Below are 15,065 nucleotides of genomic sequence, written 5' to 3' on the forward strand. Positions count from 1 at the left end.
AAATTCTGTGTGCACGACCGTTGTGCAGTGTTTGGTGTTGTGGCTCAATGTTCGACTATGTGCAGTGCCTCACAGGTTCGAGGTACTCCCGGCTCTTCGACGAGGACGACGCCTTGAGACGACAACACCCGCGCCCCCGTGCCCTGTTCAGGGCCCTGACCTGCGCCGCCGCGCTCCTGATACCGGTCGGTGCCACCTTGGTCCCGACGGCCGCCGCCGCGCCCGCCACCCCGGCACCGGCCACCGCCACGGCCTTCACGGCCGACGACCCGGTCACCGATGTGCACGGGCTGAAGGGCGAGTACTTCAGCATGTCCGCCCCGGGCGCCCGTGACTTCGCCGAGCTCGGCGCCACCTCCCTGGACCCCGAGATCGACTTCCCCGGCCTCACCGGGACGTTCGAGTCGGCGACCGGGAAGACCGAGCACACCACCGCCCGCTGGACCGGACAGCTCGAAGCGCCCGAGACGGGCTCGTACACCTTCTCCGCCATCGGCGACAACGGCTTCCGGCTCTTCCTCGACGGCAACGTTGTCATCGACCACTGGCAGCCGGACTGGGACAAGGAGCAGCACAGCGCGCCGATCCCCCTGAAAGCGGGCGAGAAGCACGACTTCAAGCTGGAGATGTTCCAGGACGTCGGCGGTGCCAGCATGTTCCTGCGCTGGCAGAGCGACACGCTCAAGAAGCAGATCGTGCCCGAGTCCGCCTTCACCCCGCCCGCGGACTTCGAGGTCTACCCGGTCGCCCTGAGCATCGCCAAGAACGGCAAGCGCCTCCAGGCCACCTTCAAGGACCGGGTCACGAACTACGGCAAGGTGAAGGACCACCTCAAGATCGAGGTCGACACCTCCCCGATGCCGGTGAAGTCGGTGACCCGCGCCTCGGACAACCCCCGGGCCCTGATCATCGATCTCGCCGCCCCCGTCCTCAAGGACCAGCGGGTCAAGGTCGTCCACGACGGGAAGAGCGGGCTGAAGTCGGGGACCGAGGCCGTCCCGGAGATCGGCCGCACCGCCAAGAACCTCTCCACGCACCGCCTCACCACCACCTGGGGCGACAAGCTGGACAAGAACAACCCGCTGCCCGAGTACCCGCGCCCCCAGCAGGTCCGTGAGCAGTGGAAGAACCTCAACGGCCCCTGGGAGTTCGCCGGGGCCACCGAGGGCGAGAAGCCGGTCTTCGGCAAGAAGCTCGGCGAGCGGATCATCGTGCCGTTCCCGGTCGAGTCCCAGCTCTCCGGTCTTGAGCGCGACGAGGACCACATGTTCTACCGCAAGCTCGTCACCGTGCCGAAGAGCTGGTCGGTCGGCAAAGGCAAGTCCGGCGGGTCCGGCAAGGACAAGCGGCTGAAGCTCAACTTCGACGCCGTCGACTACCGGTCCACCGTCTGGGTCAACGGCACCAAGGTCGCCGAACACACCGGCGGTTACACCGGGTTCAGCGCCGACATTACCGACGCGCTGAAGGGCAGCGGCCCCCAGGAGATCGTCGTCGCCGTCACGGACAGGACGGGCCCGAACCAGCCCAAGGGCAAGCAGTCCACCAACCCCGGCGGCATCGTCTACACCCCGTCCTCCGGCATCTGGCAGACCGTCTGGATGGAGCCGGTCGCGCCCGCCGCCATCGACTCCCTGACCACCACGCCGAACATCGACACGGGCCGCCTCGCCGTCACCGTCAACTCCGCGAAGGCGTCCGGCAACGCCCGGATCACCGCCGTCGCCCGCGACCGCAAGGGCAAGGTCGTCGGTACGGTCACCGGCCCGGCCAACCGTGAGCTGAGCCTCCAGGTCAAGAACCAGCGCCTCTGGTCGCCGGACGACCCCTACCTCTACGACCTCGACGTCTCCCTCACCGACGGCCGCTCCAAGGACAGCGTCGAAAGCTACTTCGGGATGCGCCAGCTGAAGATCGACAAGGTGGGCGGCTACCAGAAGCTCGTCCTCAACGGGAAGCCGTTCTTCTCCCTCGCCATGCTCGACCAGGGCTTCTGGCCGGACGGGCTGCACACCCAGCCCAGCGACGCGGCCCTCACCTTCGACCTGAAGGCGCAGAAGGACCTCGGCTTCAACGCCGTACGCAAGCACATCAAGGTGGAGTCGCCGCGCTGGTACTACCACGCCGACCGGCTCGGACTGCTGGTGTGGCAGGACTTCGTCTCCGCGGACATCGACAACGACAGCGGCAAGAACGCCTTCCTCACCCAGGGCAAGGAGTTGATGAAGCAGTTCCACAACTACCCCTCGATCAGCGGCTGGATCGTCTTCAACGAGGGCTGGGGCGAGTGGGACCGGACGGAGACCGGCAAGATCGCCGAGGACGTCAAGGCGCTGGACCCGTCCCGCGTGGTCAACGCGCACAGCGGGGTCAACTGCTGCTCGTCCAAGGGCGATTCCGGCAAGGGCGAGATCATCGACCACCATGACTACGTGAACAACGACCCGGCCTTCCCGGACGACCGTCGCGCCGCGATGGACGGCGAGCACGGTGGCTTCACGCTCCGGACCCCGGGACACATGTGGCCCGGTGCGCCGGCCAACATCTATTCCGGGGTGGCCGACAAGGCCGCTCTCACCGCCAAGTACGTCGACAACACCCGTACGTACTACCTCGCGGCCGCCGGCGCCGAGCTGTCCGGCTCGGTCTACACCCAGGTCAGCGACCTGGAGAACGAGCTCAACGGGCTCTGGACGTACGACCGCCGCGAGATCAAGGTCGACCCGAAGAAGGTCCGGGAGATCAACCGTCAGGTCATCGCCGCCGGTGCGAAGGCCGGTCAGCGTGATGAGCTGAAGGGCGGCGGTTCCTGGTCGCTCGACGAGAACAAGGGCACCACGGCCCGCGACAGCGGCCCCAACAAGGCCCATCTCACCCTGGAGGGCGGCACGTCCTGGGCCCCGGGCGTCACGGGCTCGGCGCTGAAGTTCAACGGCGAGGGGCAGTACGCGCAGAGCACCGGTCCCGTCGTGGACACCACGAAGGACTACACCGTCTCCGCGTGGGCCTCGCTCGACGCCCTGCCGGGCAACTACGCCACCGTCGTCAGCCAGGACGGCCGGCGCACCGAGAACCCCTTCTATCTCCAGTACGGGCAGGGCGCGTTCGCCTTCTCCACCCCGGGCGGCAAGCGCGCCCGCCTGGAGATCACGCCGGAGACCGGGAAGTGGTACCACCTGGTCGGCGTCCGGCAGGGCAACGAGGTGAAGCTGTACGTCGACGGGAAGCTCGCCGCCACCACCGAGGCCGGTCCCGCCGATGTGAGCACCGGCCCGCTCTCCGTCGGCCGGGCCCAGTACGCGGGGGCCAAGGGCGACTTCTGGAACGGGTCCGTCGACCGGGTCGGGGTGTACGACAAGGCCCTGACCGCCGATGAGGTGACCGCCCTGTACGGCAGCCGCCAGCCGTAACGGGCAGCGAATCGGTCCGCTCCCGGCACCGGGAGCGGACCTTCGCCGTCGCGGGCGAGCCACTCCTTCGGGCAGAACACCAAGCCGGCCCGGCGGCGACTGGAACACCGAGACGGCCCGGCAGCGACGGGGAGCTGCCCCGTCGCCGCCGGACCGGCCGGTCATCGTTCATCCGCTCCGCGGGATCACGGGGCCCAGGGGGCGTCCACCGCCCAGGTGGTGTCCTCGGCGAACAGGGCCGGGTTGTCGAAGGCCTTTCCGCCGCCCGGAGTCGCCAGCCACACCTCGGAGTCGATGTGCCGCAGATAGCTGCCCGGCAGGTTGGCGCTGGTGAACCGCACCCCGCCGCTCCCGGCCACCGCGCACCAGGTGGCGTCCGCCTTGAAGAGGGCGGAGTTGTCGTTGGCGTCGCGCCGGACCCGGAAGTCCCGGTGGCGGAGGAACTCACCGGGGTAGTTCCGGGACTCGAAGGAGTAGCAGTTGCCGTTGGCGAGGCCGGTGACGATCTTCCAGGTGGCGTCCGCCTTCAGTACGGCCGGACTCCCGCTGTTCACCACCTCGGTGAAGGCCTGCCCGTCGTAGTGGCGCAGGTGCTTCGTCGTGTGGCCGGGTGTGGTGACGCGCAGGGACTTGTTCTGCCCGGTGGGCAGGGTCACCGGGGGAGCGGGGTTCCGGGACGCCTGGATGAGGGCCTGGTTGGCGGCCCTGACCCGGGCGGTGTCCACCTTGACGACCTGGCGGTCGTAGGTCAGCAACCCGTTCGCCTCGTTCTCGACGTCCGTGATCTCCGTGTAGACCGACGCGGAGAGCCCGGCGGGGAGCTGGCCGACCCGGATCGCGTCCAGCAGGCCGACGAACCGGTTGTTGAGGGCCGCGACGCTCGGCTGGTCCTCGTAGCTGAACCCGCCGCCCGGGTACCACTCGTGGCCCGGCACCTTGTAGCCGAGACCGCCGAACTCGCCGAGCACGGCGGCCCGGGTGGCGGTCGGCGCGGTGTTGCCGGGGCCGACGTAGATGTGGTTGTCGACCACGTCACCGTTGCCGCCGTCGACCGAGCCGCAGCAGTTGACCCCGCTCATGTTGTTGACGAGACGTGAGGGGTCCTGCGCCTTGACCTCGTCGGCGATCCTGGCCTGGTCGTACTGGCCCCACCCTTCGTTCTGGTTGACCCACATGACGACGGAAGGCGAGCTGCGGTGCTGGTCGATGACGGCCCGGTACTCCGCCTCCCACTGGGTGCGCGCCGGCCCGTCCGGGACCTTGCCGGTGTCCATCGACGGCATGTCCTGCCAGACCAGGAGCCCCAGCCGGTCCGCCCAGTAGAACCACCGCTGCGGCTCCACCTTGATGTGCTTGCGGACCATGTTGAAGCCGAGGTCCTTGTGGGCCTGGAGGTCGTACTTCAGCGCCTCGTCGCTCGGCGCGGTGTAGATGCCGTCCGGCCAGTAGCCCTGGTCCAGCGTGCCCGTCTGGAAGACGAACTTGCCGTTGAGCACCGGCCGCAGGATGTTGTCGACCTTGGCCAGCCCCACGGACCGCATACCGGTGTAGCTGCCCACGGTGTCCGTGACGGCCGAGCCGTCGAGGAGGTCGGCCCGCACGTCGTACAGGAACGGGTCCTCGGGGCTCCACAGCCGCGGGTTCGGAACGGGTACGGAGATCTCCCCGCCCACCGGCCCGGTCGCCGAGCCCACCACCGTACCGCCGCTGGAGACGGTGATCCGGGCGCTCCTGCCCGCCGCGCCGGCCGTCTGGACCCTCACCCGGAGCGTGCCGCTGCCCAGGTTCGGTGTCATGTCGAGCCGGGTGATGTGGGCGGCGGCGACCGGTTCCAGCCAGACCGTCTGCCAGATGCCGGAGGCCGCGGTGTAGAAGATCCCGCCGCCCGGGTGCGGCTTCACATCGTTGATGCGCTGCTTGCCGACCGCCTGGCCGCCGGTCTGGCTCGGGTCGTACACGGAGACGACGACCGTGTTCGTACCGCCGTTGAGCTGCGGTGTGATGTCGTACGCGAACGAGTCGAAGCCGCCCTTGTGCGCGCCGACCTGGGTGCCGTTGACCCAGACCGTCGTCTGCCAGTCGGAGGCCCCGAAGTGGAGCTTGACCCGGCGGTTGTTCCAGTCGGCGGGGACGGTGAAGGTCCGCTTGTACCAGAGCTTGTCGTTCTCGGTGATCCGGCGCTGGATGCCGGAGAGCGCGGACTCTGCGACGAACGGGACGCGGATCTGCTCCGGGAAGGTGGCCGGCTGCCCCGCGTCACGGCCGGTGACCGCGAAGTCCCAGATGCCGTTGAGGTTCGTCCAGTCGGGGCGGGTCAGCTGCGGGCGCGGGTACTCCGGCAGCGGCTTGTCGACCGGGACCTGGTTGGTCCACGGCGTCGTCATGGGGGCCGGCTTCGGCGTCCAGGCGGCGGGCGCGGCGGCGGCCGGGGAGGCGCCGCTGCCGACGAGGGCGGTGGCCACCAGGGCGAGGAGGCCGGTGGTGGCCGTTAATCTCCGCCACCAGGTGCGGGGGCGGGGTGCGGGTGCTGGTCGCATGTCTGAACATCCCTTGCTTGTTGATACCGAAGAGCTCCCCGGGTCAGGTGGCGCGGGGAGAGGGACTGGCGCTCAGAGGAGCCGCCACAGGTGGTCGGCCGTTCCGTTGTCGTCGTACTGGACGACATGGGCGCTGTCGGCGGTGGACATCCCGTCCACGCCGAGCACCTTGTCCGAGTTCCGGTTACGGATCCGGTACCAGCCGGCCCCGTCCGGAACGAGCTGCCAGAGATGGTCGGCGGTGTCGTTGTCGTCGAACTGCACGACGTGCGCGCTGTTCGCGGTGGACATCAGGTCGACGCCCAGTACCTTGCCGGAGTGCCGGTTGCGGATGCGGTACCAGCCGTCGCCGTTGGCGACCAGCCGCCAGAGGTGGTCGGCCGTCCCCGTGTCGCCGAACTGCACGACGTGGGCGCTGTTGGCGGTCGACATCCCGTCCACGCCGAGCACCTTGCCGGAGTGGCGGTTGGAGACCCGGTACCAGCGGTCCGCCGGCCAGGGTTCCGCTTCCGGGGCGGTCGTCGGGAAGGACGTGATCCGCAGCCGCGCCGCGCCCATCGGGACGAGCGTGACCTCCTCGACCGGTTCCGTGGAGCGCGCCGGACTTGCCCGGAGCGGCGCGACCACGTGCTCGTCGTCCGCCGTCCACTCCGGGATGCGGCGGGCCCGGGCGGTCATCGTGAGCGGGGTCCCGGAATGGGTGAACGGGTTGTCGCCGGGGGCGCGGCCGGTGGAACGGTGGCGCAGGTCCGCGGTGGGCCGGGCGGGGTCCAGGACGAGGCCGTAGTTCCACGGGCTCGTCGCGTGGACGGCGTACTCCGGGAACGTGTCGCTGCCGCCGATCCGCTCGTACCGCTCCCCGATGCGCAGGGAGTACGTGAGCGGCCCGTGGTCCACGCTCACCGAGCCGTGGTTCTCCGCCCAGGTGCGTACGGCGGTCCGCTGCGGCAGCCGCAGGGTGACCCGGTCGCCGCTCGACCAGGTCCGCTCGATCCGGGTGAACGCCGGGCCGGCGGGGGCGGTGACCCGCTGCCCGTTCACCCGGATCTCCGGGTCCGCGCACCAGGCGGGGACGCGCAGCACCAGCGGGAAGCGGAGCGGCTTCGGTGCGGTGAGGGAGAGCGTGACCGTGTCCGTGAAGGGGTAGCCGGTCTCCTCGGTGAACGTCACCTCCGTGCCGTCCGCGACCTTCGCCGTCACCTCGCTCGGCGCGTACATCGCCGCCGCGAGCCCGCCGTCCGGGGTGGCGAGCCACAGCTCCTCGGTGAAGTACGGCCACCCCATCCCGTAGTTGTGCGGGCAGCAGCGGTACTGGTCGACGCCCGGCAGGTACGCCAGCATCGCGAAGGGGTTCTGGAACTGGCGGTCCCGCTTGGGCGCGTTGTCCAGGTCCACGCTGTTGGCGCAGGTGATGTAGTGGACGGCCTTTCCTGATGGATCCAGCGACGCGGGCAGCGAGTTGAACGCCAGCTCCTCGCAGCGGTCCGCCCACAGCGGGTCCCCGGTGATCCGGGTGAGCAACTGGTGGCTCGCCATGAACTCGACGATCCCGCAGGTCTCGAAGCCCTGGCGGGGGTCGCCGTGGCCGGGCCGGGCGTTCTCGTCCCCGGCGAACCCGCCGCCGGGGAACTGGCCGTAGGCGTCCATGGCCTTCGCGTACGTGCCGTAGGTGTTACGGGTGTCGGTGGCCGAACCGCTGCGCAGCGCGAACTGGGCCGGCTCGCGGAACCCCTGGGCGATGTTGACGTTGTGAGGGTTGACCAGATTGTCGCCCCAGTCCGCCCCGTACCGGTGGATCTTGTCGACGAGGTCCATGAGGAAGGCGTCGCCGGTGCGGTTGTAGAGCCACATCGCGCTGTCCAGGCCGTCGCCCCAGCGCAGGGCGATCCAGGAGGTGTCGAAGGCGCCAGGACCCTGGGCGTTCATGTAGCGGAAGAAGCGGCTGAGGAAGGGGATGATCCGGGTGTCGCCGCTGTACTCCTGCCAGGAGCGCAGCGCCTGGATCAGCGGCAGGAACGGCCAGAAGTCGGGGCCGCCGTTGAGCGAGGTCCGCAGCGCCTTCGGGCCGAAGAAGCCGTCGCTCTGCCCGGTGGCGAGAATCGCGTCGATCCAGCGGCGGGTGGTGGCCAGCGCGGCCGCGTCCCCGGTGACGATCGCGAGATCGGCGTAACCGCGCAGCCAGTACGGGACCTCCTCCCAGCCGCCCCGGTCGGGGCGGACCCAGCCGGTCGCCGCGAAGTCCAGGAAGTGCGAGAACTCCTCGTACCGGCCGCACAGCCCCTCCAGCTGGAGCCCGAGCTGACCGGCCAGCCAGCCGCGCGCCTCCACCTTGCCCGGCGGGAGCTTGAGGAAGGCCGTGGGGTGGAGGGGCGCCGCGTTGGGGGAGTAGTGGCCGCCGGGGGCCGCCGCCACCCGGTGGCGGCGGGGCGTCGCGGCGGTCGCCCACCGGCTCGCCGTGCCGGTGGCGACCGCGGTGGCCACGGCGGTGGTGATGAGCTGCCTGCGGTTCAGGGGCATGTACGGCTCCTGCTCTGAGCCGGGGGCCGCCTGAGCTGCGGTCGGCTCGGTGGGGGTGGTCGCCGCGCGGTGTGGTGCGCGGGGCTGGTGCAGGGCGTGGTGCGGGGGCCGCCCGGCCGGGGGAGCGGCGGGGCGGCCGGTCGGGCGCGGAGAAGCGGACGGGCGCATGCCGAAGATCGCCGCCGCGCGGGCGGCCCGGCTGACGGCAGCAGTGCTTGCAACGTTGGAAATATGGCGTCCGGCGGTATGACAGCACGGTGCCGGTCGGCTGTCCAGGGGGTGCGCAGGACCCGTTGCCTTGGGGCGGGCCGATTCCCGTACGTGCGCCCCGGTGAGCGGCCGACACATTTTGGAAACGCATCGACCCTGCTCTTGCCGCCCGTGCCGCACCGCCTATATAACGTTGTAAACCGAGCCGCCGACAGGCCGCGCAAGCTCTCGCGATCGCTGTTCCCGCAGTACGGAGCGGGGTCGTGAGGAATGCAGTGACATCAGCCGCCGAGCGGCCGATGCCTCGTCCCGCATGCCCGACCGCACGCCGATGCGCGTGCCGTCAACCCGCCAAGGAGCGTTCCGCGCATGAAGATCCAGCGTCGACCCCGTACCCTCGCCGTGGCCTGCCTCCTCGCCGCCACTGCCACGCTGGCCGCCGCCGGCTGCGCCAAGTCGGAGACCTCGAACAACGCGGGCGGCGACAGCAGCCAGGGCGCCCAGGAAGCCAAGTCCCCCGACTCCACCTCCGGTTCGGGCTGCTCGCTGGAGACGTACGGCGCACCGAAGCTGGACCTGAAGAACGCCGTCGTCGGCTTCTCCCAGTCGGAGAAGGAGGCCAACCCGTTCCGGATCGCCGAGACCCAGTCCATCAAGGACGAGGCGAAGAAGATCGGTGTCAAGAAGCTCCTCACCACCAACGCCCAGTCCCAACTCTCCAAGCAGATCAGCGACATCCAGGACATGCTGTCGCAGGGCGCCCAGTTCCTCATCGTCGCGCCCCTCAACTCCGACGGTCTGGAGCCCGCGTTGAAGGCGGCCGCGGCGAAGAAGGTGCCCGTCCTCACCATCGACCGCAAGGTCAACTCGACCGCCTGCAAGGACTATGTGGCCTTCCTCGGCTCCGACTTCGTCGAGCAGGGCAAGCGCGCGGCCGACGCGATGATCAAGGTCACCGGCGGCAAGGGCAAGGTCGCGATCCTGCTCGGCGCCTCCGGCAACAACGTCACCACCGACCGCACCAAGGGCTTCGTCGACCAGGTGAAGGCGCAGGCGCCCGGCCTGGAGATCGTCGCCCAGCAGACCGGCGAGTTCGCCCGCGACAAGGGCCAGCAGGTCATGGAGCAGCTCATCCAGTCCAAGCCCGACATCACCGCGGTCTACGCGGAGAACGACGAGATGGGCCTCGGCGCCCTCACCGCGATCAAGGCGGCCGGGAAGAAGCCCGGCAAGGACGTCAAGATCGTCTCGGTCGACGGCACCCGCAACGCCGTCCAGGCCCTGGTCAACGGCGAGTACAACGCGGTCATCGAGTCCAACCCGCGCTTCGGCCCGCTCGCCTTCGCCACCGCCCAGAAGTTCTACGCAGGTGAGGAGATCCCGGAGAACGTGATCATCACCGACCGCGAGTACGACGAGGCCAACGCCAAGGACTCGCTCGGCGGAGCCTACTGACCCCGACCTGACGGCCGGCCGCCGCGATGCCCCGGGTACCCCGAGGCGTACGGCGGCCCGGCCCCGTTCCCGTAACACCGGAAGGCCAGGATCCATGGCACCAACCGAAGCGACACCCCAGCACCAGGAGGCCGCCGTGGCGGCCACCGTGCTCGAAGCCCGCTCGGTCAGCAAGCGGTTCCCCGGCGTCGTCGCCCTGGACGACGTCTCCTTCTCGCTGCGCGCCGGGGAGACCCATGCGCTCGTCGGCGAGAACGGGGCCGGCAAGTCCACCCTCATCAAGGTGCTGACCGGCGTCTACCAGAGCGACGGCGGCGAGATCCGGGTGGCCGGCGAGCCCGTCCGCTTCGCCCGGCCCTTCGAGGCCCAGCAGGCCGGGATCTCCACCATCTACCAGGAGGTGAACCTCGTACCGCTGATGAGCGTGGCGCGGAACATCTTCCTGGGCCGGGAGCCGAAGAACCGTTTCGGCCTCATCGACTTCACCCGGATGAACCGCGAGACCACCGAACTCCTCGACGGCTTCGGCGTCCGCGTCGACCCCAAACGCCCCCTGCACACCCTGGGCATCGGCACCCAGCAGATGGTCGCGCTCGCCCGCGCCGTCTCCGTACAGGCCCAGGTCGTCATCATGGACGAACCCACCTCATCCCTGGAGCCCCGCGAGGTCGAGACCCTCTTCCGGGTCATCGAGAACCTCCGGAGCCAGGGCATCGCCGTCCTCTACGTCAGCCACCGCATGGACGAGCTCTACCGCATCTGCGACCGGGTCACCGTCCTGCGCGACGGCCGCCACATCCACACCGGCGACCTGGCGGACCTGGACCGGATGCGGCTCGTCTCGATGATGCTCGGCCGCGACCTCGCCGAGGTGCGCCGCGAGGGCCTCACCAGCTTCGACACCGCCGGACACGACGTGGCCCGCACCCCCGTCCTCACCGCCACCGGACTCGACCGCCGCCACCAACTGCACGGCATATCCATCGAGTTGTACGGGGGCGAGGTCCTGGGACTCGGCGGGCTGCTGGGCTCCGGGCGCAGCGAGACCGCCAAGGCGCTGACCGGCGCCCTGCCCCTGGACGGCGGCGAGATCACCGTCGACGGCAAGCGCATCGGCCGCCCCACCCCGGCCGCCGCCATCCGCGCGGGCATCAGCATGCTCCCCGAGGACCGCAAGGCCGAGGGGATCATCCCGCAGCTCTCCGTACGGGAGAACATCGTGCTCGCCGCGATGCCCCGGCTCTCCCGAGCCGGGATCGTCTCCCGCGACCGGCAGGACCGCATCGTCAGCATCTTCATGGAGCGGCTGCGCATCAAGGCCTCCAGCCCCGAGCAGAAGGTCGGCGAACTCTCCGGCGGCAACCAGCAGAAGGTGCTGCTCGCCCGCTGGCTCTGCCTGGAACCCAAGGTGCTGCTGCTCGACGAACCCACCCGGGGCATCGACGTCGGCGCCAAGGCCGAGGTGCAGAGCCTCATCGACGACCTCGCCCGCGAAGGCCTCGCCGTCCTGCTGATCTCCTCCGACATCGAGGAGCTGATCGAGGGCGCCGACCGCATCGTCGTCCTGCGCGGCGGCGCGGTCGCCGGTGAACTCGCCGGTGACGAGGTGGAGGAGAGCCGCCTCCTCGAAGTGCTCGCCGACCACACGCCCACCGCCGAGCCTGCCGACCACACGCCCGAAACCGGCCGGAAGGCCCCGGTGGCCGGCCAGGAGGACCCCCGATGACCACCCAGGCCACCCTGCCACGCCCCGCGAAGCCGCTGGCCCGGCTGCGCGACCCCGCCTGGTACCAGGAGTACGGCGTGTACGCGGCCGTCGCCGTCGTCCTGCTGTTCAACGCCCTGTTCACCGAGCACTTCATGACGGCCGACAACCTGCGCACCCAGCTCGTCCAGGTCGCCCCCATCGTGATCGTCGCCCTCGGCATGGCCCTGGTCATCGGCACCGAGGGCATCGACCTCTCCGTCGGCTCCACCATGGCGCTCGCCGCGGCCCTGCTGCCGCTCTACCTCGGTTACGGTCTGGTGCCCGCGCTCCTGATCGCGCTGCTGGCCGGAGCGGTGGTCGGCGCGATCAACGGGACGCTCGTCTCGCTCGTCGGGCTGCAACCCATCGTGGCCACCCTCGCCCTCTTCGTCGGCGGCCGGGGCCTGGCCCTGGTGATGGCGGACGGCCAGCTCAAGCAGATCGTCAACCCGGACATCCTCGCGCTGGGCACCGGCTCCTTCCTCGGCATCCCGCTGGTCGTGCTCATCGCGGGCGTGCTGGCGCTGGCCGTCGCGTTCCTGGTGCAGCGCACCACGTTCGGCCGCCAGATCGTCGCCATCGGCGGCAACCGCCCGGCCGCCGCCCTGTCCGGACTGCCCGTCAAGCGCGTCCTGATCGGCGTCTACATCCTCTGCGGCACGATGGCCGCGCTCGCCGGGATCCTCGCCACCGCCCGGCTCACCGCCAGCGACCCGTCCTCGCTCGGCACCCTCATGGAACTCTCCGCCATCACGGCCGTCGTCGTCGGCGGCACTCCGCTCAACGGCGGCTCCATCCGGGTGCTCGGTACCGTCGCGGGCGCCCTGCTGATGCAGCTGCTGCGCGCCACCCTCGTCAAGCACGACCTGCCCGACTCCACCGCACAGATCGCCCAGGCGGCCATCATCATCGCCGCCGTCTACGTCGCCCGGGAGCGTCGGTCCCGATGAAGAACACCACACCCGCCGCCCCGGCCCCCCAGGTGCCGGCGCCGCTCAAGAACGCCCCCTCGCGCCCCGAACCCCGGCCCGAGCGCTCCACCGGCTCCCGGATCGGCGAACTCCTCCAGCGCCAGGGCGTCCTCGCGGTCCTGCTGACCGTGATCCTCATCGCCTCGTTCGTCTACCCGACGTTCGCCAGTGTCGACAACGCCCGGGGCGTCACCGTCCAGGCCTCGTTCCTCGCGATCGTCGCCCTCGGCATGACGCTGGTCATCATCACGGGCGGCATCGACCTCTCCGTGGGCTCCGTCTTCGCCCTCGGGGGTGTCCTCGCCGCCTGGGCCTCCCAGTGGGGCTTCCTCGCCGCCCTGCTCGTCCCCCTCGTGGTCTGCGGCGCGATCGGGCTGGTCAACGGCCTCCTCATCGCCCGCGCGAACATGGCGCCCTTCATCGTCACGCTCGCCACCCTCCTCGCGGCGCGCGGCATGCTGCTCGCCTTCACCGACGAGGGCGCCACCACCTACCTGGTCCCCAAGGACTCCGCCTTCGCCGAACTCGGCCAGGGCAGCGTCTGGGGCTTCGGATACCCGATCCTCATCGCCCTCGTCCTCTTCGGGGCCGGCGGACTGCTGCTCCAGCGCACCTCGTTCGGGCAGACCCTGTTCGCCGTCGGCGGCAGCAGCGACGCGGCCACCCTGATGGGACTGCCCGTCGCCCGCACGAAGATCCTCGTCTACGCCCTCAGCGGCCTCCTCGCCGGACTCGCCGGAGCGCTCAACGCCGCCCGCCTCTCCTCCGGCGTCACCATCGTCGGCGTCGGCATGGAACTCGACGCGATCTCCGCCGTCGTCATCGGCGGCACCCTCCTCATCGGCGGTGCCGGCTCCATCAGCGGCACCCTCTGGGGCGTCCTGCTGCTCGCCGTGATCCAGAACCTCATCAACCAGATCGGCTCGCTCAACTCCTCGTACCAATCGGTGGTCAGCGGCGGCTTCCTTATCGTTGTCGTGGTGGCGCAGCGTTACCTCGCGCGCAGCCGGAGAACCACCTGAACCGTACGGATCGGGCCGAGTCGAACCAAGCAACAAGGAGTGCCGTGGGCGTCAGCCTCAAGGACGTAGCCCAACGGGCGGGCGTGTCCATCAAGACCGTGTCGAACGTGGTGAACAACTACCAGCACGTCACCCCCAAGATGCGCGCGAAGGTCCAGCAGGCCATCGACGAGCTCGGCTACCGGCCGAACCTCACCGCCCGCCACCTGCGCAAGGGCCGCACCGGCATCATCGCGCTGGCCGTGCCCGAATTCGGCAACCCGTACTTCGCGGAGCTCGCCGGTGAGGTCGTCGACGCGGCCGCCCGGCACGACTACACCGTCCTGGTCGACCACACCGGCGGCCTGCGCGAGAAGGAGCTGCTGGTCAGCCAGGGGTTCCGGTCCCATGTCATCGACGGCCTCATCCTCAGCCCCATCCACCTGGAGACCGAGGACCTGATGGCCCGCACCGAGACGGCACCGCTGGTGCTGCTGGGGGAGCGGGAGTACGAGGCCCCGTACGACCACATCGCCATCGACAACGTGGCCGCCGCCCGCGAGGCCGTCGCCCACCTCATCGCCCTCGGCCACCGCAGGGTCGCCTTCCTCGGCTCCCGCACCGGCCGGGAACGCCAGCCCGCCCATCTGCGGCTGCGCGGCTGGCGCGAGGAACTCGCCGCCTCCGGCATCGAACCCGACGAGTCCCTCGTCGTCGTCACCGACGGCTACGGGAGGGAGGACGGCGCCGCCGCCATGGCCTCCCTGCTCGACCGGGGGGAGCGGCCCGACGCCGTCTTCGCGTACAACGACATGATCGCGATCGGCGCGATGCGCACCATCACCGAACGCGGCCTCACCATCCCCGGCGACATCGCCGTCGTCGGCTTCGACGACATCGAGGAGAGCCGGTACGGGACCACCACCCTCACCACCATCGCGCCGGACAAGGCAGCCATCGCCCGGCTCGCCGTCGACAGCCTCGTCGAACGCCTCGCCGGCACCCCGGTCGCCGAACCCCGCCGGCCGCGCCCCGGCTACCGCCTCGCCGTCCGCGAATCCACCGCGCCCCGCGAGACCCCTGGACCGGCCCGCTAGAGGCCTCCTTCCGGAGGCGCCCCTTCCGGAGGCCTCCCGAAGCCCCGGAAGGCCCTTCCAGAGGCCGCTTCCGGAGGTCCGGAAGGCCCTTCCAGAGGCCGCTTCCGGAGGTCCGGAGGC

8 protein-coding genes are annotated in these 15,065 nt (G+C 70.2%); 6 read left to right on the forward strand and 2 right to left on the reverse strand.

Annotated features, from left to right (window positions below; translation table 11 throughout):
• The first annotated feature begins 47 nt into the window (after positions 1 to 47).
• Entirely contained in the window at positions 48 to 3,410 is a 3,363-nt protein-coding gene (locus IE264_RS15735) for a glycoside hydrolase family 2 (RefSeq protein WP_032754119.1), read from the forward strand.
• Between the two features lie 185 nt (positions 3,411 to 3,595).
• On the opposite strand, the gene IE264_RS15740 is transcribed toward IE264_RS15735, so the two are convergent.
• Together IE264_RS15740 and IE264_RS15745 are read right to left on the reverse strand one after the other, a co-directional pair.
• The gene (locus IE264_RS15740; RefSeq protein WP_032754122.1) at positions 3,596 to 5,947 is read right to left on the reverse strand and encodes a glycoside hydrolase family 2; all 2,352 of its coding nucleotides are present in this window, start codon (positions 5,945 to 5,947) and stop codon (positions 3,596 to 3,598) included.
• A gap of 72 nt (positions 5,948 to 6,019) precedes the next feature.
• Positions 6,020 to 8,464, reverse strand: coding sequence for an RICIN domain-containing protein (locus tag IE264_RS15745; RefSeq protein WP_032754124.1), 2,445 nt, complete (start codon positions 8,462 to 8,464; stop codon positions 6,020 to 6,022).
• Between the two features lie 579 nt (positions 8,465 to 9,043).
• Between IE264_RS15745 and IE264_RS15750 the strand changes: the two genes are divergently transcribed.
• From IE264_RS15750 to IE264_RS15770, 5 genes are all read left to right on the forward strand, one after another.
• Positions 9,044 to 10,129, forward strand: a complete 1,086-nt coding sequence (locus tag IE264_RS15750) for an ABC transporter substrate-binding protein (RefSeq protein ID WP_015606910.1) — start codon at positions 9,044 to 9,046, stop codon at positions 10,127 to 10,129.
• A 94-nt stretch (positions 10,130 to 10,223) separates the two neighbouring features.
• Positions 10,224 to 11,855, forward strand: a complete 1,632-nt coding sequence (locus tag IE264_RS15755; protein ID WP_032754127.1) for a sugar ABC transporter ATP-binding protein — start codon at positions 10,224 to 10,226, stop codon at positions 11,853 to 11,855.
• Positions 11,852 to 12,826, forward strand: coding sequence for an ABC transporter permease (locus IE264_RS15760; protein ID WP_015606908.1), 975 nt, complete (start codon positions 11,852 to 11,854; stop codon positions 12,824 to 12,826). The genes IE264_RS15755 and IE264_RS15760 overlap by 4 nt, the downstream gene beginning before the upstream one ends.
• Positions 12,823 to 13,869 carry an ABC transporter permease gene (locus IE264_RS15765; protein ID WP_015606907.1) on the forward strand — a complete coding sequence of 349 codons (1,047 nt, stop codon included), beginning with the start codon at positions 12,823 to 12,825 and terminating at the stop codon, positions 13,867 to 13,869. Before IE264_RS15760 ends, IE264_RS15765 begins: the two co-directional genes overlap by 4 nt.
• Positions 13,870 to 13,913: 44 nt before the next feature.
• Complete coding sequence (locus tag IE264_RS15770; protein ID WP_015606906.1) at positions 13,914 to 14,945, forward strand: LacI family DNA-binding transcriptional regulator; 1,032 nt, start codon at positions 13,914 to 13,916, stop codon at positions 14,943 to 14,945.
• Positions 14,946 to 15,065 lie beyond the last annotated feature (120 nt).

It is taken from the genome of Streptomyces microflavus (genome assembly GCF_014650075.1).
GTDB classification, from domain to species: domain Bacteria; phylum Actinomycetota; class Actinomycetes; order Streptomycetales; family Streptomycetaceae; genus Streptomyces; species Streptomyces microflavus.